This window comes from Collimonas humicola, assembly GCF_018304945.1.
Classification (GTDB): Bacteria; Pseudomonadota; Gammaproteobacteria; order Burkholderiales; family Burkholderiaceae_D; genus Collimonas; species Collimonas humicola.
This window is the reverse complement of the sequence record NZ_JAGQEE010000012.1, coordinates 57038-78235: the sequence shown is the minus strand read 5'-3', so window position 1 is coordinate 78235 and position 21198 is coordinate 57038. Positions and strand designations below refer to the sequence as shown.

The window sequence follows — 21198 nt, the reverse complement described above, 5'->3', positions numbered from 1 at the left end:
CGCAAGCCGGCACCGGCAGAAATGCCCGAAAATCGTGAGCTTCTTTGGTGCGATGCACAAAACGGGTGCGCTTTGCCGCCGGGATCCTGGCGCTGTTCTCCCTGCAACTGCTGGCACGTGGTTTGCATAGTCAATAACAGGCGCCGGCGTCGGCGCTGCTGGAATCGGCTAACGGCGGTCTTTTCCACATAAGACAAAGGTGTCTTTCCACATGACTTGTTCATTGTGGAACGACGCCTTTTTGTTTGCCGAAAACAAAGTGGAGCCATGCGATGGAATCAACAAAAGCACTGCCGCAAGATGATCTTGACCTGAGCCTGGCTGTCGACGGCAAGCGCCGCCAAATACTACAAACCGCCGCGCTCGCGGCAGGAGCCAGCATGTTGGGATTATCTAGCACCGGTGCATGGGCAGCAGGCTCGGACAAGCCGGAAAAAACCGAAGTCAAGATCGGCTTCATTCCGCTCACGGATTGCGCCTCGGTGGTGATGGCGTCGCTGCTCGGCTTCGATAAGAAATACGGCATCAAGATCGTCCTCAGCAAGGAAGCCTCCTGGGCCGGCGTGCGCGACAAGCTGGCCAACGGCGAGCTCGATGCGGCACATGTCTTGTCGGGTTTGATCTACGGCGTGCAGATGGGCATCGGCGGCCAGAAGAAGGACATGGCGATCCTGATGGGGCTCAACAACAACGGCCAAGCCATCACGCTCTCGAAGAAGCTGGCGGACAAGGGGGCGGTGGACGGTCCTTCGCTGGCGAAGCTGATGGCCAGCGACAAGCGCGAATACACCTTTGCCCAGACTTTCCCGACCGGCACCCACGCCATGTGGCTGTACTACTGGCTGGCCGCCAACGGCGTCAATCCGCTCAAGGACGCCAAGGTGATTACCGTGCCGCCGCCGCAGATGGTGGCCAATATGCGGGTCGGCAATATGGATGGCTTCTGCGTCGGCGAACCATGGGGCCACCGGGCGATAGTCGACGGCGTCGGCATCACCGCCATCACCACCCAGGAAATCTGGAAAGACCATCCGGAAAAGGTGCTCGGCACCACCGCCGAATTCGCCGCCAGGAATCCGAACACCTGCCGCGCCCTGATTGCCGCGGTGCTGGAGGCCGGCAAGTGGATCGACGCCTCGCTTGCGAACAAGAACAAGATGGCGGAAGCGATTGCCGACAAGTCCTATGTCAACACCAGCAAGGACGTGATCGACCAGCGCATCATGGGGCGCTACCAGAACGGCCTGGGCAAGACCTGGGACGATCCGAACTACATGAAGTTCTACAACGACGGCCTCGTCAATTTCCCCTACCTGTCGGACGGCATGTGGTTCATGACGCAGCACCGGCGCTGGGGTTTGCTGAAGACGGATCCCGACTACCTGGCAGTGGCCAGGTCGGTGAGCCAGATCGATCTGTACAAGGATGCCGCGGCCATGACCAAGACGCCGGTGCCTAAGGACGCGCTGCGAACCTCGAAGCTGATGGATGGCACGGTGTGGGATGGCAAGAACCCCCAAGCCTATGCCGCCTCGTTCAAGATCCGCGCATAACATGGCGCGCGCCATCCGGATGTATCGGGATCGCATTTTTTGGGAGGGCCATTATGAGTGCAATCATGGACACAGCGGTAAATGCAAATCGTCAGGCGGCGACCATGCGTGACGGCGCCGAAATGGCCGACGCGGCCAAAGCTGGCGCGCCAGCCGCAGCAAGCGGCGACGCTGTCCGGCCGCCGCCGAAAAGCAGCAGCCGGCGCAGCAGCATGCAGCCGTGGCTGCTGCAGATTGTCGCGCCGCTGCTGGGGCTGGCCTTCCTGGCGCTGGTCTGGCAGATCATCGCCATGCACAACAGCCAGTTCCCGACGCCGCTGCTGACCTTGCAGGAAGCGCTCAAGCTGTTCGCCGATCCGTTCTACCGCACCAGCCCCAACGACCAGGGCATAGGCTGGAATATCCTGGCCTCGCTGCAAAGAGTCGGCATCGGTTTCGGACTGGCGGCGCTGGCCGGCATCCCGCTGGGTTTCATGATCGGCCGTTTCAATTTCCTCTCCAGCATGTTCGGCCCCATCATCAGCTTGCTGAAGCCAGTGTCGCCGCTGGCCTGGCTGCCGATCGGCCTGCTGGTGTTCAAGTCGGCCAATCCCGCGGCGATCTGGGCGATCTTCATCTGCTCGATCTGGCCGATGGTGATCAACACCGCGGTCGGGGTGCAAAGAGTGCCGCAGGATTACATGAATGTGGCGCGCGTGCTGAACCTGTCGGAATGGAAAATCATCACCAAGATCCTGTTTCCATCGGTGCTGCCTTACATGCTGACCGGCGTGCGGCTGGCGATAGGCACTGCCTGGCTGGTGATCGTGGCGGCGGAGATGCTGACCGGCGGCGTCGGCATCGGCTTCTGGGTCTGGGACGAGTGGAACAACCTCAACGTGCCGCACATCATTATCGCGATCGTGGTGATCGGCGTGGTCGGCCTGCTGCTGGAGCAGTTGCTGGTGACGCTGGCGAAAGCGTTCACCTACGAACAAGTAGCCGGTTAATTCGATAGCGAGGACCAAACATGGAACAGCGCGACGCCAAATTCATCGACATCCACCAGGTTGAAATGCTGTTCAGCACCCGCAAAGGCCAGTTCCACGCGCTGCGCGATATCAGCCTGACGGTGCGCAAGGGCGAGTTCGTGACCCTGATCGGCCATTCCGGCTGCGGCAAGTCGACCTTGCTGAACCTGATCGCCGGCTTGCTGATGCCCAGCGATGGCGTGCTGATTTGCGCCGGCCGCGAAATCGGCGGACCGTCGCCCGAGCGCGCGGTGGTGTTCCAGAATCATTCGCTGCTGCCCTGGCTTACCTGCTTCGAGAATATCTATCTCGGCGTTGAGCGGGTGTTTTCAGCAACGGAAAACAAGAGCGCCATGAGGGAGCGCACCAAGGCGGCGCTGGCGCTGGTGGGCTTGAGCGCCGCCGGGCAGAAGCGGCCGCATGAAATTTCCGGCGGCATGAAGCAGCGCGTCGGCATCGCGCGGGCGCTGGCGATGGAGCCCAAGGTATTGCTGATGGACGAACCCTTCGGCGCGCTGGATGCGCTGACGCGTGCGCACTTGCAGGACGAGCTGCTGAAGATCGTCGCCAAGACCGGATCGACGGTGGTGATGGTGACCCATGATGTCGACGAAGCGGTGCTGCTGTCGGACCGCATCGTGATGATGACCAACGGCCCGGCCGCCACCATCGGCGAGATCGTCCAGGTCAGGCTGGCGCGGCCACGCGAGCGGCTGGCGCTGGCGCAGGACCCGCTGTATTCCGAGTACCGCACTTCGGTGCTGGAATTTTTGTATCGCAAGCAGGCGGTCGCCCATGCGGCCTGACGCCTGGCCGGGAGAATGAATATGCAGGCAGGCAAAGTGATATTGGTAGGGGCGGGGCCGGGCGATCCGGACCTGCTGACGCTGAAGGCCGTCAAGGCGATTGCCCAGGCGGACGTGCTGCTGGTGGACGATCTGGTCAATCCGGCGATCCTGCAGCATGCGCGGGAAGGCGCGCGCGTCGTCCATGTCGGCAAGCGCGGCGGCTGCCAGTCGACTTCGCAAGAATTCATCCAGCGCCTGATGGTGCTGGAAGCGCGCGGCGGCCAATGCGTGGTGCGACTGAAAGGCGGCGATCCCTATCTGTTCGGCCGCGGCGGCGAAGAGCGCGCCTATTTGCGCCAGGCTGGCGTGGCGGTAGAGGTGGTGCCTGGCATCACCAGCGGCATGGCCGCTGCCGCCAGCATCGGCATCGCACCGACCCATCGCGACCATAGCCAGGGCGTGATTTTCGTGACCGGCCACGGCAAGAACGAGGCGGCGCAGCCGCACTGGCCGGCGCTGGTGGCGTCCGGCCTGACCCTGGTGATCTATATGGGTGTAGCGCGCTGCCGCCAGTTGCAGCGGCAGCTGCTGGATGCCGGCATGGTTGCATCGATGCCGGTGGCGGTGGTGCAGTCGGCGACGCTGCCCGGGCAATCGCAATTGCTGACCAGCCTCGATCGCTTGCCGCAAGCCTTGCAGGAAAGCGGCCTTGGCAGCCCCAGCATCATTGTCATCGGCGAAGTAGTGCGCTGTGCCGATGCTTTTGCTGATATCGCGCTGGACCAGATGCAGCAGGCGCTGGCTTGAGCCGCGTGTCTGCCGCAGCGTTGGCGGGCGGCCGGGCGCGATGTAAAATGCGCGGCAAATGCCTAGTCCCGACACCCCGCCGCTCCCCGACCCCGCCGCATCGTTTCTCACAGCGATAGACTGGTCGCAACCCTGGCTGCAACCGTTGCAGCAGCTCGGCCGGCGCCTCTGCGAGGCGGCCGACTGGCGCCAGGCCTTGAACGCGGTCGCGCAGGAGCGCAATATCCGCAACTACCTGGGTTTGCCGCTGCGTTTTGTGGCGCAGGCCGAACTGCCTGCCGCCACGGCCTACGAAGCCTTCATCGGCAGCAGCGGCAAAGTGCCGACCCGCGACAATCTCCACGATTTCCTGAATGCGCTGATCTGGCTGTCCTTTCCGGCCATCAAGGCGCGCCTGAACGCGCTGCAGGCGGCCGAACTGGTCAAGGCCGGCACGCTGTCAGGCAGCAGCAAGCCGCGCGGCGCCGCGCGCGACGCCGCCACCATTTTCGATGAAAACGCGGCCCTGCTGCTGGTGCGCGACAACCTTGCGGGACAAGCGCTGATTGCAGCGTTGCGCAACCATCAGTGGAGCGACGCCTTTGTCGCGCAACGGCAATTGTTCGGCAGCGACGCCGAGGTCTGGCTGTTCGGCCATGCCTTGCTGGAAAAGCTGGTGCGTCCTTACAAGGCGATTACCGCCCATACCCTGGTAGTGAGCGCGCCTGAATCCTATTTCGCGCTCGGCGAGGATGCCAGGCGCGGCTGGATCGATGGCCACATCGCCGCCGACCTGGCGCTGCGGGGCTCGCTGGTCGGACGCCTGACGCCGCTGCCGGTGCTGGGCGTACCGGGCTGGCGCCAAGGCCAGGACGCTGATTTCTATGCCGACGCGGCCGTGTTCCGTCCGAAGCGGGCCAAATAGTGCCGGCCTGATAAAATTCGCCCATCTACCCCGATTATCTACTTTTACAGATCGCGCCAGCATGCCATTCCTAGACAAAGCCATCACCGACTTCGACAACGCCCTGCGCGTCATCACCGGGCAAGCTTCAGCTTCACGCCCGAGTCCGGCTTTGCAGGCGCCGGACGGCGTGCTGGACGCGGCCGAGCAGCGCCATAGCGCCGGCCTGATGCGCGTCAATCATGTCGGCGAAGTCTGCGCCCAGGCGCTGTACGACGCCCAGGGCCGCTTCGCCCAGGGCGCACCGATCAAGCAGCAGTTTGCCGAGGCGGGCAGGGAAGAGGAAGACCATCTGGCCTGGACTGCGGAACGCTTGCGTCAGCTGGGTTCGCATGTCAGCTTCCTGAACCCTTTGTGGTACGCCGGTTCCTACGCGTTGGGAACGCTGGCGGCGCGGCTGGGCGATACGCGCAGCCTGAGCTTTGTTTCGGAAACCGAGCGCCAAGTGGAAAAGCATCTCAACAGCCATCTGGAAAAGCTGCCGCTGCAAGACGCCAAATCGCGCGCCATCGTCGAGCAGATGCGCGACGACGAAATCGCCCACGGCGAGGCGGCGCGTGCTCTGGGAGGGGTGGCGATGCCTTTGCCGGCGCAGAAGGCGATGCAGGCGATGTCGAAAGTGATGACGACAGTCGCCTACTACATTTGAGGCAATGCGCCGAGGCAGCGGCGCCGCGGATTTATGCGCCGGCCGGGGTTTCCGCCAGGTCGTCGATGATTTCGAAGGAATGCGTCATTTCGGCGGTCTTTTCCAGCATGATCGAGGCCGAGCAGTATTTCTCGTGGGACAGCTTGATCGCGCGCTCTACCAGGTTGGGCTTCAGGTTGCGGCCGCGTACAGTGAAGTGGAAATGGATCTTGGTGAAGACCTTGGGTTCTTTCTCTGCCCGTTCCGATTTCAGCGTGACATCGCAGCCGCGCACATCCTGATGGCTTTTACGCAAGATCAGCACCACATCGTAGGCGGTGCAGCCGCCGGTGCCTGCCAGCACGACTTCCATCGGCCGCGGCGCCAGATCGCGACCGCCGCCGTCGGGCGCGCCGTCCATCGTCAAGATGTGGCCGGAGCCGGTTTCAGCTAAAAAAGTCATGCCGGACAAGCCGGTCCAGCGTACTGTGCATTCCATAGGGTCTCGCGGGCTGTTGGTGGTGGTCGCGATATTCTAACTGCTCTTGGCGGCTGCCGTTCAGGCCGGCTTTGTTGTCATTCGGAAAATTCAAGCTGGGATTTTTGGTAAAACTCCCTAATTTTCTACCTTGCGATGCACAATTCCGTTTGCTAAGATGGGTTATCGATGGCCGGAGTTGGCTTCTGGCAATCAACCCATGTCTCCTCCACCCCTCCACAGGAGTGGATTTAAACCCGACGCCCAAGTGCAGATCGGGTTTTCTTTTGTCCGGGACCGCCCTCAATCAGGAATTTGCCACCGGCTTTCCAAGCGTATTTACAACAATTCCTAGCCCAAATGCCGATTATTTTCAATCGGTTTGACGCCAAGTCCTTGAAAAGGCTATAATTTACGGCTTTTCCGTTTGCTCAGGAAAAGATAACAAGGAAGAGTCTGTCGCTGATGCGGGACGAGGATCAAGGTTAACAGCTTGGTCTCCGGTAGCGATGGAACCACCATTTGAGCGAATTAAACTAGTTAGGAAGTCAACATGAAAACTTTTTCCGCTAAGGGCCATGAAGTCCAGCGTGATTGGTTCGTGATTGACGCGACGGACAAAGTCCTCGGACGTGTTGCCAGCGAAGTGGCACTCCGACTGCGCGGCAAACACAAACCGGAATTTACTCCACACGTTGATACCGGCGATTTCATCGTCGTCATCAATGCAGGCAAACTGCGCGTCACTGGCGCCAAGGCAACCGACAAGACATATTTCCGTCACTCCGGTTACCCAGGCGGCATCTACGAAACAAATTTCCTGAAAATGCAACAGCGTTTTCCAGGTCGTGCGCTGGAAAAAGCGGTCAAGGGCATGCTGCCTAAGGGTCCGCTTGGCTACGCCATGATCAAGAAGCTCAAAGTGTACGCAGATGGCACCCATCCGCACACTGCGCAGCAACCTAAAGCACTCGAAATCTAAGGAACTGACATGATCGGTAACTACAACTACGGAACCGGCCGTCGCAAGAGTGCAGTGGCTCGCGTTTTCATCAAGTCCGGCTCGGGCCAGATCATCGTCAACGGCAAGCCAGCGAATGAATATTTTTCGCGCGAAACCGGCCTGATGGTGATTCGTCAACCGCTGGAACTGACCAACCATGTCGAAACTTTCGACATCAAGGTCAACGTCAGCGGCGGCGGCGAGTCCGGCCAGGCTGGCGCAGTTCGCCACGGTATCACTCGTGCACTGATCGACTACGATGCAACGTTGAAATCGGAGCTGTCCAAAGCCGGCTTCGTTACACGTGATGCACGTGAAGTTGAACGTAAAAAAGTTGGTCTGCGCAAGGCACGTCGCGCAAAACAATTCTCCAAGCGCTAATCTACGCTTTCAGAATATCGAAAAGCCGCCAGGTTCGCGCCTGGCGGCTTTTTGTCATTTGCTGCAGCAGAATTCCACGGGCGTAACATTGGTTGTTGGCATTGCCATGCTAATAACGGCAAATTATTGCCGTAGTGAATGTTAACAAGCTCAAACAATTGGCTGATAAAATAGTCGGCCCTATACTGTGCTACTGCAAAAAGCGGCAGCGGTGGATGGCCGGTTATCAGGTTCAGGAAGACAAAGCGCACAACGCTTCCAAGCAAGGAAAAGAAATGATCAAAGTCGGGATTGTGGGTGGTACGGGATATACCGGGGTCGAGTTGCTGCGTTTGCTGGCAACCCATCCGCAGGTGCAGTTGCAGGCAGTGACTTCGCGCAAGGAAGACGGCATGCCGGTTGCGGATATGTACCCGTCCCTGCGCGGCCGCGTTGCGCTGGCATTCTCGGCGCCTGAAAAAGCCAACCTGAGCGAATGCGATGTCGTATTTTTCGCCACCCCGCATGGCGTCGCCATGGCGCAGACGCCGGAATTGCTGGCCGCCGGCGTCAAGGTGATCGACCTGGCTGCCGATTTCCGCCTGCAGGACACCGCGGTGTTCGAAAAATGGTACAAGATGCCGCACAGCTGCCCCGAATTGCTGGAAGAAGCAGTGTACGGCTTGCCCGAACTGAATCGCGCCGCCATCAAGGATGCGCGCATCATCGGCAATCCAGGCTGTTATCCCACCACCATGCAGCTCGGCCTGGCGCCGTTGCTGAAGGCTGGGGTAGTGGATGCCGGACATCTGATCGCCGATTGCAAATCGGGCGTTTCCGGCGCCGGCCGCAAGGCTGAAGTCGCCATGCTGTTCTCAGAAGCCAGCGACAATTTCAAGGCTTACGGCGTCTCCGGCCATCGCCATTCGCCGGAAACTCTGGAGCAGCTGAGCAAGCTCTCCGAGCAGAAGGTCGGCTTGCTGTTTACGCCGCATCTGGTGCCGATGATACGCGGCATGCATTCCACCATTTACGCGCGCCTGACCAGGGAGCTCGACAATGCAGCGCTGCAAGCGCTGTTCGAGGAAGCTTACAAGAACGAACCGTTTGTCGACGTAATGCCGTTCGGCGCGCATCCGGAAACCCGGTCCACCCGCGGCTCGAACATGCTGCGCATCGCCCTGCATCGGCCGGATGACGGCGATACCCTGGTGGTGCTGGTAGTGCAGGACAACCTGGTCAAGGGTTCGGCCGGCCAGGCGGTGCAATGCATGAACTTGATGTTCGGCCTGGAAGAAACGACTGGTCTGATGCACGTGCCGGTCATGCCATGATGCTAGCGCTATCGGGGCTGGCCGCCACGCCGGCGACTGCGCGTGTGCGACGGAATCAGCCGCGATGAAGTACAAGCTGTGGGTCCGGCGCATGTCGATTTCGGCGCCGAAAATGACCGTGAAAAGCCATTTTCCATGGCCGCTGAAGGCGCTTTTCCTGATTGTGGTGCTCGGTTTCGGCGGCGCCATTGCCATGTGGATGTACGATCTGGGCCGCGATTTCACCGGCCACAGTCCGGGCGTCAGCAAGCAGCAGCTGGCTGACCTGAACGAAAAGGTGAGCAGCCTGACGGCGGAGCGCGACCGCTTTTCGACCACCGTCAACGCAGCCGAAAGCCGGATGAATATCGAGAAGGCGGCGCAAGAACAACTGGGCCAGCAGATCAAGGTGTTGGAAGCCGAAAACGCCAAGTTGAAAGAGGATTTGGCGTTCTTTGAAGGTTTGCTGCCGAATGCGACCGGCAGCCAGGGCATTACCATTCAGCGCCTGACCGCGGAAATGAAGACGCCGACGCAGCTGCGTTACCGGATGCTGATCATGCAGGGCGGCAAAGCGCCTAATTTCACCGGCGAAGTGCAATTGCTGGTGACGGCGACGGTAGCGGGAAAAAGCACGGTGCTGACTTTTCCGAGCGCCGGCGCCATGGCGGCCGACAAGGCTGCCTACAAGTTGGATTTCAAGTATTACCAGCGGGTCGAGGCCGAACTGACTTTGCCGGAAGGCGCTGTGGTCAAGGCGATTCAAGCCAAGGTCATGGACAGAGGCCAGGTGCGGGCGCAGCAAACCACTAATTTGTAAAAAAGGAAACATCATGTTCAACCGCAAAGCAAAGAGCACCATCGACAGCCTGATCGGTTCGTCGACCAGCATCCAGGGCGATGTCCATTTCAAGGGTGGTCTGCGTATCGACGGCCACGTCAAGGGCAACGTGGTGGCCGAAATCGGCCAAGCCAGCGTGCTGGTGATTTCCGAGAGCGCCAAGGTGGAAGGCGAAGTGCGGGTTGCGCACCTGGTGGTCAACGGCGAGATCAGCGGCAACGTTTTCTCGTCGGAACTGCTTGAATTGCAGCCGAAAGCCCGCATAACCGGTGATGTCAATTACAAGGCGCTGGAGATGCATAGCGGCGCCCTGGTAAGCGGCAAGCTGACCCATGAACAGAACGTGATCGAGCCGGTGTTGAAACTTGCCATGACGCAATCTGCCTGACAACCGCAAGCGGTTTCGGGCTTTGCCTGCATGAATCCGGGCAAGCGCCTATAATGCAGTATTGTATGTATTCCCCCGCAGGAGCAAAAAATGAATGCTGTCGCTGAAATCCAAGATGTAGTCGCATCCCCTATCGTGTTTACCGATAGCGCCGCCGCCAAAGTTGCGCAACTGATCGAAGAAGAAGGCAATCCCGACCTCAAGCTGCGCGTATTCGTGCAGGGTGGCGGTTGTTCCGGCTTCCAGTACGGCTTCACTTTTGACGAAATCGTCAATGAAGACGACACCACCATGAGCAAGAACGGCGTGCAGCTGCTGATCGACTCGATGAGCTACCAGTATCTGGTCGGCGCCGAAATCGATTACAAGGATGACCTGGAAGGCGCGCAATTCGTGATCAAGAATCCGAATGCAACCACCACTTGCGGTTGCGGTTCTTCGTTCTCGGCCTGATGCATCCGGCCGGATTCGAACCGGCCTGAGCAGGACGCAGCAGTAAAAAAAGACGCTGGGGAAGCCATTCCCGAGCGTCTTTTCTTTTGTATGCGGCGCCGCGCCTGTCAGGCCGGATAGAGCGCTCCCAGGATGCGTGAGCCGCGCGCTCCAGTCACCAATGGCAGATTGCCGGGCAGGCGCTGGTCGAAGCGCAGCGCCAGCCAGGCGAACGCTATCGCCTCGACATGGTTGGGGGCGATCCCCAGCGCCGCGGTCGATTGCACGTTGGCCTTCAGGCCGTGGCTTTGCAGCGCCTGCGCCAGCTGCGCCATCAGATAAGGGTTATAGGCGCCGCCGCCGCAGACATACGCCGTTTCTGTCGCCGGCGCATGGTGCGCAATCGCATCGGCGATGGTGCTGGCGGTCAGTACAGCCAATGTAGCCTGGACATCGGCCGGGCTCAGCTTCAATTGCGCCGCATGCCCCAATTGCTTGTCCAGCCAGGCCGCATGGAACAGGTCGCGGCCGGTGCTCTTGGGCGGCGCGGCGGCAAAGTACTCTTCCTTGCGCATCTGCGCCAGCAACGCCGCCGAGGGCTGGCCGCTGGCGGCCCACTTGCCGCCTTCATCGTAATCCTTGTCGTGATGACGTTTGATCCACAAGTCCATCAGGACATTGCCCGGTCCGGTGTCGAAACCGATGACGTCGCGGTTCCCGTTCTCCGCTGCAGCGCCATGCAGGACGCTGATGTTGCCGATGCCGCCGATATTCACCACCACCCGGGTTTGCGCCGGATCGGCGAACACCGCCTGGTGAAAAGCCGGCACCAGAGGCGCGCCCTGGCCGCCGGCGGCGACGTCGCGGCTGCGGAAGTCGGCGATGACGTCGATGCCGGTGAGCTCCGCCAGCAGCGAGGGGTTGTTGGCCTGGCGCGTAAAGCCAAGCTCGGGACGATGGCGGATGGTCTGCCCGTGGACGCCGATCGCGCGGATCTGGGTTGGCTGCACGCCGGCCTCCGCCAGCAGGCGCTCGACGCAGGCGGCGTAGTGCGCGGCCAGGGTATTGGCCACCAGCGCCTCGCGTTCGATCTCGTCATGGCCTGCGCTTTGCAGGGCCATCAGTTCGGCGCGCAGGCCGGCGGAAAAGGGGACGTAAGCCGAGGCGACGGTGGCGACAGCCTGTTGTGCCGGCGCGGCGGCAAAGGCGGCAATGACGCCGTCGACGCCATCCAGGCTGGTGCCGGACATCAGGCCGATATACAAATCGCTGGGGGAATGTGGAGTGGGCATAATAAAACCGTTGTCAGATCGCTTGATTTTACTAGCGCTCCGGCAACGGTTCTATGTTTATCCTGCCTTCGGGCAGAAATTTACTTTGCGGCCAGCTTGGCGACAGCCGTCGCCGGCTTTGCTTCACTGCCGCTCAGCAGGTTGAAGCGATGGGTGATATCCGCCGCCACCGTCTTGAAACGTTGCAGCTCGGCGCCGGCCAGCGGGCTGGCGGTAGGCACCACCACCGAGAGCGGATCGCGGGGCTCGTTGGCGACGCGGAATTCGTAGTGCAGATGCGGGCCGGTGGCCCAGCCGGTCATGCCGACATAGCCGATGACATCGCCCTGGCTGACTTTGCCGCCTTTACGCGAGGCCGGCGCGAAGCGGCTCATGTGCGCGTACACGGTTGAATACTTGCTGTCGTGCTTGATGATGACGACGTTGCCGTAGCCGCTTTCGACGCCGGCGAAGTCAATCACGCCATCGGCTGTTGCATGGATGGGCGTACCCGTTGCCGCGGCGAAGTCGACGCCGGTGTGCTTCTTCCACTTGCCGAGGATGGGGTGGACGCGCATCGAGAAGCCGGAAGAAATGCGGGTGAAGGTCAGCGGTGATTTCAGGAACGCCTTTTTCAGCGACTTGCCGTCGAAACCGTAGTAGCCGCCCTGGCCGCTGCTGTCCGGATCGTCGAACCAGACTGCCTGGAACGGCTTGCCGCCGTTGACGAATTCGCCAGCGAGGATGCGGCCGGCGCGCAGGAACTGGCCGTCTTGCCAGAATGTTTCGTAAGCAACATTAAAATGGTCGCCGCGTTTCAGGTCGGAGGCAAAATTGATGTTGGTGCCGAACATGGCGACAATCTGCGACGCCACGCTGTCCGGAATATCGGCCGCATCGGTGGCGGCGAACAGCGAGGAGCGGATCACGCCGGTATGCATTTCGATGCGGCGTTCGACAGTCGGTGTTTCTTCGGCAACGCTGAATTTGTCGCCATCGCGCCGGACCAGCAGGTTCTTGGGTGAATTGTCGCGACCGTCGGTGATGGTGGCGCGCAACATCTGCAATTGGCCGTCATTGCTGGTCTGCGCCTGCACCGCGGTGCCCGGTTTCAGGCGCAGCATAGCGCGCGCGCTGCTGTCGGACTTGATGAAACCGGCTGCCTCGTCGTCATCCACGCCCAGCCGCGTCAGCAAGGCCGCCAGGGTATCGCCGGCACGCATCTTGTCTTCGGCAACATACAACTGTTGCTGAGCTTCAAGCTTGGCAATCTGCTCACCCAGGCTAGGCAATTCCAGTTCCGCGGAAATCGCTCGTACAGGGACATCGTCAGGATCCGTTGGCAACGGTGCAACACCGGCCGCGCCAAAGGCAACCAGGGTCAGCAGCACGGCGGAAGCGGAGACAATACGGGTTTTACGTGAGGAATCAGTAAACAGGGCGGGTATCTGCTGGAAAAACGGCTTGATACTGGACCGCAAGTTGATGATTTTATCTTTGAGAGACATGCAATACGTTAAAATTTGCCGTTTGCTACCGATTCTTGTGTTGTTGTTTGATTGAACGACTTGCGGCGGGATTAAAAGGATCAGGGATTATACCTTAGCCCATCCAGGCAAACCGTAGGACTATCCTGAATTATCGTAACCCTATGTAGTCCTTGTATTTCCTGCCCTTGCAGCACAAGCGCTGTTTTTTAGATTTTTAGATTTCATTTTCGCTGGATTTTTATTTCCTATGGCTCACGATTCTCAAAACGCATCACCGCAAGCAGGCGCTGCTGCTGAAAACACCCCTCTGGTGCTGTCGGACCGGACCCTGGAAGCGCTGGCGATCACCAAGCGCGGCGTCGACGAACTGCTGATCGAGAGCGATTTTGCGCGCAAGCTGCAGCGCTCCGAACAAAGCGGCAAGCCGCTGCGCATCAAGCTGGGCCTGGACCCGACCGCACCCGACCTGCATCTCGGCCATACCGTGGTGCTGAACAAGATGCGCCAGCTGCAGGATCTCGGCCACAACGTGATTTTCCTGATCGGCGACTTTACCTCGATGATCGGCGATCCGTCCGGCCGCAACGTCACGCGGCCGCCGCTGACGCGCGAGCAGATCGAAGAAAACGCCAAGACCTATTTCGCCCAGGCCAGCCTGGTGCTGGACCCGGCGCGCACCGAAATCCGCTACAACTCGGAATGGTCGGACAAGCTCGGCGCGCGCGGCATGATCCAGCTGTCGGCCAAATACACGGTGGCTCGCATCCTGGAGCGGGAAGATTTCACCAAGCGCTTCAAGGCCGGCACGCCGATTTCGGTGCACGAACTGCTGTACCCGCTGATGCAGGGCTACGATTCGGTGGCGCTGGAGTCCGACCTGGAACTGGGCGGCACCGACCAGAAATTCAATCTGCTGGTGGGGCGCGAGCTGCAAAAGGATTATGGCCAGGAACCGCAATGCATCTTGACCATGCCGCTGCTGGAAGGCCTGGACGGCGTCGAGAAGATGTCCAAGTCCAAGGGCAATTACATCGGCATCACCGAGCCGGCCAACACCATGTTCGCCAAGGTCATGAGCATTTCCGACGTCATGATGTGGCGCTACTACGAACTGCTGTCGTTCAAGTCGCTGGCGCAGATCGCCGCTTACAAGACGCAGGTCGAGGGCGGCCAGAATCCGCGCGACATCAAGGTCGCGCTGGCGCAGGAAATCGTGGCGCGCTTCCATAGCCAGCAGGCGGCGGAAGATGCCCTGAGCGATTTCAACAATCGCGCCAAGGGCGGCATTCCGGACGACATTGCTGAACTGACCTTGAGCGGCGCGCCGCTTGGCATCGGCCAGTTGCTTAAGCAAGCCAATCTCTGTCCGTCGACCTCGGAAGCGTTACGCATGGTGGAGCAGGGCGGGGTGCGGATCGACGGCGCGGTGATCAGCGACAAGGGTTTGAAGGTCGATGCCGCGACCTTCGTGATACAGGTCGGCAAGCGCAAGTTCGCCCGCGTTACCCTGACCGCATGATCGCCCTGTTGCAACGGGTCAGCCACGCCAGCGTGGTAGTGGACGGCGCCACTGTCGGCGCTATCGAAGCCGGCCTGATGGTGCTGCTGTGCGCCGAGCGCGGCGACAGCGAAAAGCAGGCCGATGCCTTGCTCGCCAAGCTGCTTGCTTATCGCGTGTTCAGCGACGATGCTGGCAAGATGAACCGCAGCGTCAGCGATATCGGCGGCGGCTTGCTGCTGGTGCCGCAGTTCACGCTGGCGGCCGATACGCAGTCCGGCACCCGGCCTTCCTTCACGCCGGCAGCGGCGCCGGAAGACGGCCGCCGCCTGTTCGATTATTTTGTGAAGCAGGCCGGCAGCAGCCACGCACAAGTGCAAACCGGCCGCTTCGGCGCCGACATGAAAGTGTCGCTGACCAATGACGGCCCGGTGACTTTCTGGCTGCAGGTAAAACCGCCGCTGGCCAAAGCGTAAGGTGTTTTTGCTGTAGTCTGGCGGAATTGAAATTATCCACGGGAGCTTGCCATGAAACTCTGGAGCAATTCTTTTAAGGACGGCGCCTATATTCCTGGCGAATTCGCTTTCGCCGTGAGCCATCCGGAAACCCATATCAGCTTGTCGGCCAACCGCAATCCTCACTTTGCATGGAGCCAGTTGCCGGCCGCCACGCAATCGCTGGCGCTGATCTGTCACGATCCGGACGTGCCTTCGCGCGGCGACGACGTCAACCAGGAAGGCAAGACGGTCGCGGCGGATTTGCCGCGCGTCGACTTTTTCCACTGGCTGCTGCTGGACCTGCCGCCGGCCACCACATCGATTGCCGCCGCCGCATTCAGCAACGGCGTCACGCCGTGCGGCAAGCCCGGTCCGGAAATCGACAGCAACCCGGGCCTGCGCCACGGCTTGAATGACTATACCGGCTGGTTTGCCGGCGATGCGGCGATGAGCGGCGACTACTTCGGCTATGACGGCCCTTGCCCGCCGTGGAATGATGAAATCGTCCACCGATATATCTTCACCTTGTACGCCCTCAGCATTCCGCGCCTGGCAGTGACCGGCAAATTCACCGGCGCGCAAGTGCTGGCGGCCATGCACGGCCACATCCTGGCGGAAGAAGCCATGGTCGGCCTGTACACCTTGAATCCGGCTTTATAGCTATACCCGTACCTGCAGAAAATTTATGGCAACTACTGAAATCTTATTGATACGCCACGGCGAAACGGACTGGAACCTGGAGCGCCGCCTGCAGGGCCATCTCGACATTCCGCTTAACCAGGTCGGCGAACGCCAGGCGCTGGCGCTGGCCCGCAGCCTGGACGGCATCGCCCTCGACGCGGTCTTCAGCAGCGATCTGCAGCGCGCCCGGCAAACCGCGGCGCCGCTGACAGCTGCCCGCAACCTATCCTTGCGACTCGACGCCGGTTTGCGCGAGCGCTGCTACGGTGCGCTGGAAGGCCTGCGCTATCCGGAAGCGGCGCAGCGCTTTCCTGAGGCCTACGCGGCCCTGATGGAGCGCGCAGTCGACTATCGTTATCCGGCCGGCGTGCATGCGGCGGAAACCATGCGCGAATTTTACGAGCGGACGGTGAGCGCCTTGCTCGCTGTGCTGCGCGCCGGCGCGCTGGCGCGGATTGCGATAGTCGCCCATGGCGGCGTGCTCGACTGCATTTACCGTTTCGCCAATCAATTGCCGCTGGAGCAGCCGCGCAGCTGCGATATTTTCAACGCCAGCATCAATCGCCTGAGCTGGAATCCGGATTGGGCGCAGCCCTTGCGCGTGGATGGCTGGGCCGAAGTGGTCCATCTGGACGAGCTGGCGCTGGACGAAATCGATCGCTGACCTCGTAGACGGGCAAGTACACGAAAAATCCTCGCCAGCGCGCATTTTGTTGCTGTAGATTAATATCGTAAAACTGCTATAAATCTGTATAAGCTGCAGCCAAAACAGTTGCGATAAAGGCAGCGAGCTTGTGCTAATCTTGCCGATAAGAACTAAAACAATAGTGGGGCCGCCAGCATGAAACTTAATCTCTTCCCCTCTTGGGCGCAGCGTACTGCTGACCCCGAGCAATTCGTGGAATCGGCCACAGGGAAAAAGGCTGCCGCGGAGCCTGCAGCCCCTGCACTGAATGAAGAGCAGCTGGCGCTGGTCGGCGTCTTGCACCAGCTGCTGCAGACCCTGCCGCAAGCCTATAGCGGCCGCGAAAGCGTCAAGCGCCTGTGCCAGATGATCTTGCCGGCCAGTCAGCATATCCGGCTGGTGTGGGTCGGCTTTTGCCAGGATGACTCGGAGGCGGCGATCAAGCCGACTGCGATCGTCGGTAAGGCCCTGAGCGAATCGGATCATTGGCAGCTGTCCAAGGACTGTTTTGATTACGTTGCGCCGTTTGCCCAGGAAGCAGACTGGGAAGCCGGCCACGACAGCGACTTCCAGTCATTGTTTGCGCCTTGGCAAGCCCATCCGGAAAAATGCTCCGCCACGGCGGCGCTGGCGATACCGCTGCGCTCGGAAAAAGCCCGCATGCACGGCATGATGGTGTTTTATGCCGACCGGCATGATTATTTCGCCGACACCGGGTACGCTTCGTTCCAGGCTTTCGGCCATGTCTGCGAGGTGATCTGGAAGCAGTCCAACCTGTCGCATCTGCTGACGCGGCAAGCCCAGCTCGATTCGCTGACGGGCTTGCTGACGCGGCGCCGCATTGTCCATGTCTACGAAGAAGCGGTGGCCGCCACCGCGACCGACGAATCGCCGCTGTCGATCCTTTATTGTCAGCTGGACGAGTTTCACAAGATCAACGATCTCTACGGCTGGGCCGTGGCCGACAATATCCTGGCGGCGTTTGCCAAGGATACCGGCGGACAGCTGCGCAAGAGCGACAGCGGCGGCCGCTGGAATGCCACTGAATTCCTGTATGTGTTGCCGGCGACCGACACGGTGGATGCGGAAAACCTGGCCGCAGCCTTCCTCGGCCATTTCAAGCATCATCCGGTGAATATCGAAAACTGGTCGATCCGGCTGGCGCTCTCGGTGGGGGTGGCTACCTATGGCGCCGATGGCCGCGGGCTCGACGAACTGATCCATTACGCTACCCAGCATCTGCACAGCTCCAGTACGGTAGCCGAAGACGAGCTCTAAAGTACACACCGAGAATAACCCGCGTGCGGCGGCAATCGCGATAAAATGACGCCTTTCCCGCTGCAACTCATCTCGAGCTTTCGATACCGCCATGAATATCGGCCCTTATTTCCTGCGCAACAATGTCTTTGTGGCACCGATGGCCGGTGTCACGGACAGGCCGTTCCGACAGCTCTGCAAAGAGCTGGGCGCCGGCTATGCGGTGTCGGAAATGGCCGCCTCCAATCCGCGCCTGTGGCAGACCGAAAAGACGTCGCGCCGCATCAACCACGATGGCGAGATGGAGCCGCGGGCGGTGCAGATCGCTGGCGCCGATTCGCAGATGCTGGCGGAATGTGCAAAATACAATGTTGACCACGGTGCGCAAATCATCGATATCAACATGGGCTGCCCGGTCAAGAAAGTCTGCAACAGCTGGTGCGGTTCGGCATTGTTGCAGGACGAGCAACTGGTGGCGCGGATCCTGGAAGCGGTAGTCGGTGCGGTGGATGTCCCGGTGACGCTGAAATTTCGCACCGGCTGGGATCGCCTCAACAAGAACGCCTTGAATATCGCGCGCCTGGCCGAAGCCAGCGGCATCGCCATGCTGACTTTGCATGGGCGCACGCGCGCCGACGGCTACAGCGGCGACGCCGAATACCAGACGATTGCAGCCGTCAAGGCCGCGGTGTCCATCCCGGTAGTCGCCAACGGCGACATCACGACGCCGGAAAAGGCGCGCCAGGTGCTGGAATACACCAAGGCCGACGCCATCATGGTCGGCCGCGCGGCGCAGGGGCGGCCCTGGATTTTCCGCGAAATCGCGCACTACCTGCGCACCGGCGAATATTTGCCGGCGCCGCTGGTGGCGGAAGTGCAACAACTGATGGATGAGCATCTGCGCGCGCATTACGGCTTCTATGGGGATTACCTGGGCGTGCGCACTGCCCGCAAGCACATTGGCTGGTATGTGCGCGATTTGCCGGGCGGCGAGGCATTCCGGCAACGCATGAACCTGCTGGAAGATTGCGGCCAGCAGCTGGCTGCAGTAAATAGCTTCTTCGAATCGCAGTTTGCGTTTGGGGAGCGGTTACAATACGGGGTGGCCGAGCAGATGGCGGCCTGAATCAGATCAACAAGAAACAGGACTGGGCGGGATTTTCCGGCAAGCTGGCCGCGGCAAGAGTGTGGCAAAAGCGTGGCGCTGCAGGAGATCCGGCCCGGATCTTAAAAAAAAGAATAGTAAAAAAGAATGAGTAAAGAAAGTATCCAAGACGTGGTAAAGCAAAGCCTTGAAAAATATTTCAAGGATTTGGGCGAACAGCCGCCGTCGAATGTCTACGACATGGTGATTTCCACGGTTGAAAAACCGGTATTGGAAGCCGTGATCGCGCGCGCCGAAGGCAACCAGTCGCATGCCGCCGAGATGTTGGGCATCAATCGCAACACCCTGCGCAAGAAATTGCAGCAGCACGGCCTTTTGTAATTTGTAATTTTGTAATTTGTAGTTTTGCGTTGCCCGATGCCAGTTGCGCCGGTCACGCCCGGTCAAGCAGGTTTTAGCAACGCCAGGCTGCCAATCCCGCCATCGGGGGGGCAGCCCTGAAGCGGTTTTCCAGTAGAGCTTATCCGCAGTCCGCCTTTTCGTCATTCATCACCTTCCTGAGTTTTCACTATGATCAAACAAGCCCTCATTTCCGTATCCGATAAAACCGGGATACTCGATTTCGCAAAAGAGTTGTCGGCGCTGGGCGTGAATATTCTCTCGACCGGCGGCACCGCCAAGCTGCTGGCCGACAACGGCATCAAGGTCACGGAAGTGGCGGACTATACCGGCTTTCCGGAAATGCTCGACGGCCGCGTCAAGACCCTGCACCCGAAAGTGCACGGCGGCATCCTGGCGCGGCGCGATTTCCCAGAGCATGTGGCGGCGCTGGCGCAGCATCAGATTCCGGTGATCGACATGGTGGTGGTCAACCTGTATCCGTTCCAGCAGACCATCGCCAAGGAACAGTGCTCGCTGGAAGATGCGATCGAGAATATCGACATCGGCGGCCCCGCCATGCTGCGCTCTTCGGCCAAGAACCATAAGGACGTGATCGTCCTGTGTGATCCTAGCGACTATGCTGCCGTACTGAGCGAACTGAAAGCCAACCAGGGCGAAGTCGGCTACGGCACCAAGTTTGCGCTGGCCAAGAAGGTCTTCGCCCACACTGCGCAATACGACGGCGCGATCACCAATTACTTTACCTCGCTGGGCGAAGACAAGCAGCACACCACGCGCAGCGCCTATCCTGCGACCTTGAACCTGCATTTTGAAAAAGTGCAGGAAATGCGCTACGGCGAAAACCCGCACCAGTCGGCGGCGTTCTACCGCGACACCCGGCATGTCGAAGGCGCGCTGGCCAACTACAAGCAGTTGCAGGGCAAGGAGCTGTCCTACAACAACATCGCCGATGCTGATGCCGCCTGGGAATGCGTCAAGACCTTCAATGACACCGCCTGCGTCATCATCAAGCACGCCAATCCCTGCGGCGTCGCCATCGGCGGCAATCCGCTGGAAGCCTACAGCAAGGCGCTGCAAACCGATCCGACCTCGGCGTTTGGCGGCATCATCGCCTTCAACCAGGAGCTCGACGGCAATGCCGCCGAAGCGGTCGCCAAGCAGTTCGTCGAAGTGATCATTGCGCCATCCTTCACCGAGCAAGCCAAGCAGATCTTTGCCGCCAAGCAGAACGTGCGCCTGCTGGAAATCCCGCTGGCGCATGCGATCAACCTGCATGACTTCAAGCGCGTCGGCGGCGGTTTGCTGGTGCAGTCGCCGGATGCCCGCAATGTCGCTTTGAGCGAACTGAAAGTCGTCAGCAAGAAGCAGCCGACCCAGCAGCAGCTGCAGGACCTGATGTTTGCCTGGCGCGTCGCCAAGTTCGTCAAGTCGAATGCCATCGTGTTTTGCGGCAATGGCATGACCCTGGGTGTCGGCGCCGGCCAGATGAGCCGCGTTGACTCCGCCCGCATCGCTTCCATCAAGGCGCAGAACGCCGGTTTGTCGCTGGTCGGTTCGGCCGTGGCGTCGGACGCCTTCTTCCCGTTCCGCGACGGCTTAGACGTCGTGGTCGACGCCGGCGCCACCTGCGTGGTGCAACCGGGCGGTTCGATGCGCGACCAGGAAGTGATCGATGCCGCCGACGAGCATGGCGTAGTCATGCTGCTGACCGGCACCCGCCATTTCCGTCACTAAGTAGCTGAGCGAGGCTTTGCCGCCGCTCGCGGCA

General features: G+C 60.4%; 24 protein-coding genes. 20 read left to right on the top strand and 4 right to left on the bottom strand.

Translation table 11 applies throughout. The annotated features are described in order from the left end of the window. The first annotated feature begins 380 nt into the window (after window positions 1-380). The 6 genes from KHU30_RS24325 (at window position 381) to coq7 (ending at window position 5750) form a co-directional block, all read left to right on the top strand. Window positions 381-1553: a CmpA/NrtA family ABC transporter substrate-binding protein gene (locus KHU30_RS24325; RefSeq protein ID WP_211445176.1), complete on the top strand. Its 1173-nt coding sequence runs from the start codon at window positions 381-383 to the stop codon at window positions 1551-1553. A gap of 212 nt (window positions 1554-1765) precedes the next feature. Next, on the top strand, window positions 1766-2542 hold the full coding sequence (ntrB, locus tag KHU30_RS24320; protein ID WP_407928143.1) for a nitrate ABC transporter permease: 777 nt from the start codon (window positions 1766-1768) through the stop codon (window positions 2540-2542). Window positions 2543-2562: 20 nt separating this feature from the next. Next, window positions 2563-3369 (top strand): ABC transporter ATP-binding protein, encoded by an 807-nt coding sequence (locus KHU30_RS24315; RefSeq protein WP_211445174.1) that lies wholly within the window; start codon window positions 2563-2565, stop codon window positions 3367-3369. A 15-nt stretch (window positions 3370-3384) separates the two neighbouring features. Further along, window positions 3385-4158 (top strand): uroporphyrinogen-III C-methyltransferase, encoded by a 774-nt coding sequence (gene cobA / locus KHU30_RS24310; protein WP_407928139.1) that lies wholly within the window; start codon window positions 3385-3387, stop codon window positions 4156-4158. Between the two features lie 58 nt (window positions 4159-4216). Then, complete coding sequence (locus tag KHU30_RS24305; protein WP_211445172.1) at window positions 4217-5062, top strand: DUF3025 domain-containing protein; 846 nt, start codon at window positions 4217-4219, stop codon at window positions 5060-5062. Window positions 5063-5123: 61 nt separating this feature from the next. After that, a complete protein-coding gene (coq7, locus tag KHU30_RS24300) occupies window positions 5124-5750 on the top strand; it encodes a 2-polyprenyl-3-methyl-6-methoxy-1,4-benzoquinone monooxygenase (RefSeq protein WP_211445171.1) in 627 nt (208 codons plus the stop codon). Window positions 5751-5781: 31 nt separating this feature from the next. Here coq7 and KHU30_RS24295 read toward each other — a convergent pair whose 3' ends face one another. Next, window positions 5782-6228 carry an OsmC family protein gene (locus KHU30_RS24295; protein WP_211445170.1) on the bottom strand — a complete coding sequence of 149 codons (447 nt, stop codon included), beginning with the start codon at window positions 6226-6228 and terminating at the stop codon, window positions 5782-5784. Between the two features lie 532 nt (window positions 6229-6760). Between KHU30_RS24295 and rplM the strand changes: the two genes are divergently transcribed. Both rplM and rpsI read left to right on the top strand, forming a co-directional pair. Then, window positions 6761-7189 carry a 50S ribosomal protein L13 gene (gene rplM / locus KHU30_RS24290; protein ID WP_211445169.1) on the top strand — a complete coding sequence of 143 codons (429 nt, stop codon included), beginning with the start codon at window positions 6761-6763 and terminating at the stop codon, window positions 7187-7189. Between the two features lie 9 nt (window positions 7190-7198). After that, window positions 7199-7591: a 30S ribosomal protein S9 gene (rpsI, locus tag KHU30_RS24285; RefSeq protein WP_038493344.1), complete on the top strand. Its 393-nt coding sequence runs from the start codon at window positions 7199-7201 to the stop codon at window positions 7589-7591. Here rpsI and KHU30_RS24280 read toward each other — a convergent pair. Next, a complete protein-coding gene (locus tag KHU30_RS24280; protein ID WP_211445168.1) occupies window positions 7588-7842 on the bottom strand; it encodes a hypothetical protein in 255 nt (84 codons plus the stop codon). The genes rpsI and KHU30_RS24280 overlap by 4 nt on opposite strands. A 24-nt stretch (window positions 7843-7866) precedes the next feature. On the opposite strand from KHU30_RS24280, the gene argC reads away from it, so the two are divergent. The 4 genes from argC to erpA all read left to right on the top strand — a co-directional run bounded on the left by argC (window position 7867) and on the right by erpA (window position 10565). Beyond that, a complete protein-coding gene (argC, locus tag KHU30_RS24275; RefSeq protein WP_211445167.1) occupies window positions 7867-8904 on the top strand; it encodes an N-acetyl-gamma-glutamyl-phosphate reductase in 1038 nt (345 codons plus the stop codon). A 64-nt stretch (window positions 8905-8968) separates the two neighbouring features. Continuing rightward, a complete protein-coding gene (locus tag KHU30_RS24270; protein WP_230427563.1) occupies window positions 8969-9703 on the top strand; it encodes a DUF6776 family protein in 735 nt (244 codons plus the stop codon). Between the two features lie 13 nt (window positions 9704-9716). Then, window positions 9717-10112, top strand: coding sequence for a bactofilin family protein (locus KHU30_RS24265; protein ID WP_061944545.1), 396 nt, complete (start codon window positions 9717-9719; stop codon window positions 10110-10112). Between the two features lie 90 nt (window positions 10113-10202). Continuing rightward, window positions 10203-10565, top strand: a complete 363-nt coding sequence (erpA, locus tag KHU30_RS24260; protein ID WP_014007938.1) for an iron-sulfur cluster insertion protein ErpA — start codon at window positions 10203-10205, stop codon at window positions 10563-10565. 107 nt (window positions 10566-10672) lie between these two features. Here the strand turns inward: erpA and KHU30_RS24255 are convergent, their stop codons facing one another. Both KHU30_RS24255 and KHU30_RS24250 read right to left on the bottom strand, forming a co-directional pair. Beyond that, window positions 10673-11836, bottom strand: coding sequence for an anhydro-N-acetylmuramic acid kinase (locus KHU30_RS24255; RefSeq protein WP_211445166.1), 1164 nt, complete (start codon window positions 11834-11836; stop codon window positions 10673-10675). An 80-nt stretch (window positions 11837-11916) separates the two neighbouring features. Next, the gene (locus tag KHU30_RS24250) at window positions 11917-13323 is read right to left on the bottom strand and encodes a M23 family metallopeptidase (protein WP_211445165.1); all 1407 of its coding nucleotides are present in this window, start codon (window positions 13321-13323) and stop codon (window positions 11917-11919) included. Window positions 13324-13552: 229 nt separating this feature from the next. On the opposite strand from KHU30_RS24250, the gene tyrS reads away from it, so the two are divergent. The 8 genes from tyrS to purH all read left to right on the top strand — a co-directional run bounded on the left by tyrS (window position 13553) and on the right by purH (window position 21164). Further along, on the top strand, window positions 13553-14824 hold the full coding sequence (gene tyrS / locus KHU30_RS24245) for a tyrosine--tRNA ligase (RefSeq protein WP_211445164.1): 1272 nt from the start codon (window positions 13553-13555) through the stop codon (window positions 14822-14824). Beyond that, window positions 14821-15279 carry a D-aminoacyl-tRNA deacylase gene (dtd, locus tag KHU30_RS24240; RefSeq protein ID WP_211445163.1) on the top strand — a complete coding sequence of 153 codons (459 nt, stop codon included), beginning with the start codon at window positions 14821-14823 and terminating at the stop codon, window positions 15277-15279. The genes tyrS and dtd overlap by 4 nt, the downstream gene beginning before the upstream one ends. Before the next feature lie 51 nt (window positions 15280-15330). Further along, window positions 15331-15960, top strand: coding sequence for a YbhB/YbcL family Raf kinase inhibitor-like protein (locus KHU30_RS24235; protein ID WP_211445162.1), 630 nt, complete (start codon window positions 15331-15333; stop codon window positions 15958-15960). A 25-nt stretch (window positions 15961-15985) separates the two neighbouring features. Next, a complete protein-coding gene (locus KHU30_RS24230; protein WP_211445161.1) occupies window positions 15986-16645 on the top strand; it encodes a histidine phosphatase family protein in 660 nt (219 codons plus the stop codon). Window positions 16646-16822: 177 nt separating this feature from the next. Further along, window positions 16823-17944, top strand: coding sequence for a GGDEF domain-containing protein (locus tag KHU30_RS24225; RefSeq protein WP_211445160.1), 1122 nt, complete (start codon window positions 16823-16825; stop codon window positions 17942-17944). A 91-nt stretch (window positions 17945-18035) separates the two neighbouring features. After that, on the top strand, window positions 18036-19049 hold the full coding sequence (gene dusB / locus KHU30_RS24220) for a tRNA dihydrouridine synthase DusB (RefSeq protein ID WP_211445159.1): 1014 nt from the start codon (window positions 18036-18038) through the stop codon (window positions 19047-19049). Between the two features lie 126 nt (window positions 19050-19175). Beyond that, on the top strand, window positions 19176-19409 hold the full coding sequence (locus tag KHU30_RS24215; RefSeq protein ID WP_014007929.1) for a Fis family transcriptional regulator: 234 nt from the start codon (window positions 19176-19178) through the stop codon (window positions 19407-19409). 189 nt (window positions 19410-19598) lie between these two features. Next, window positions 19599-21164, top strand: a complete 1566-nt coding sequence (gene purH, locus KHU30_RS24210; protein ID WP_211445158.1) for a bifunctional phosphoribosylaminoimidazolecarboxamide formyltransferase/IMP cyclohydrolase — start codon at window positions 19599-19601, stop codon at window positions 21162-21164. The last annotated feature ends 34 nt before the right edge of the window (window positions 21165-21198 follow it).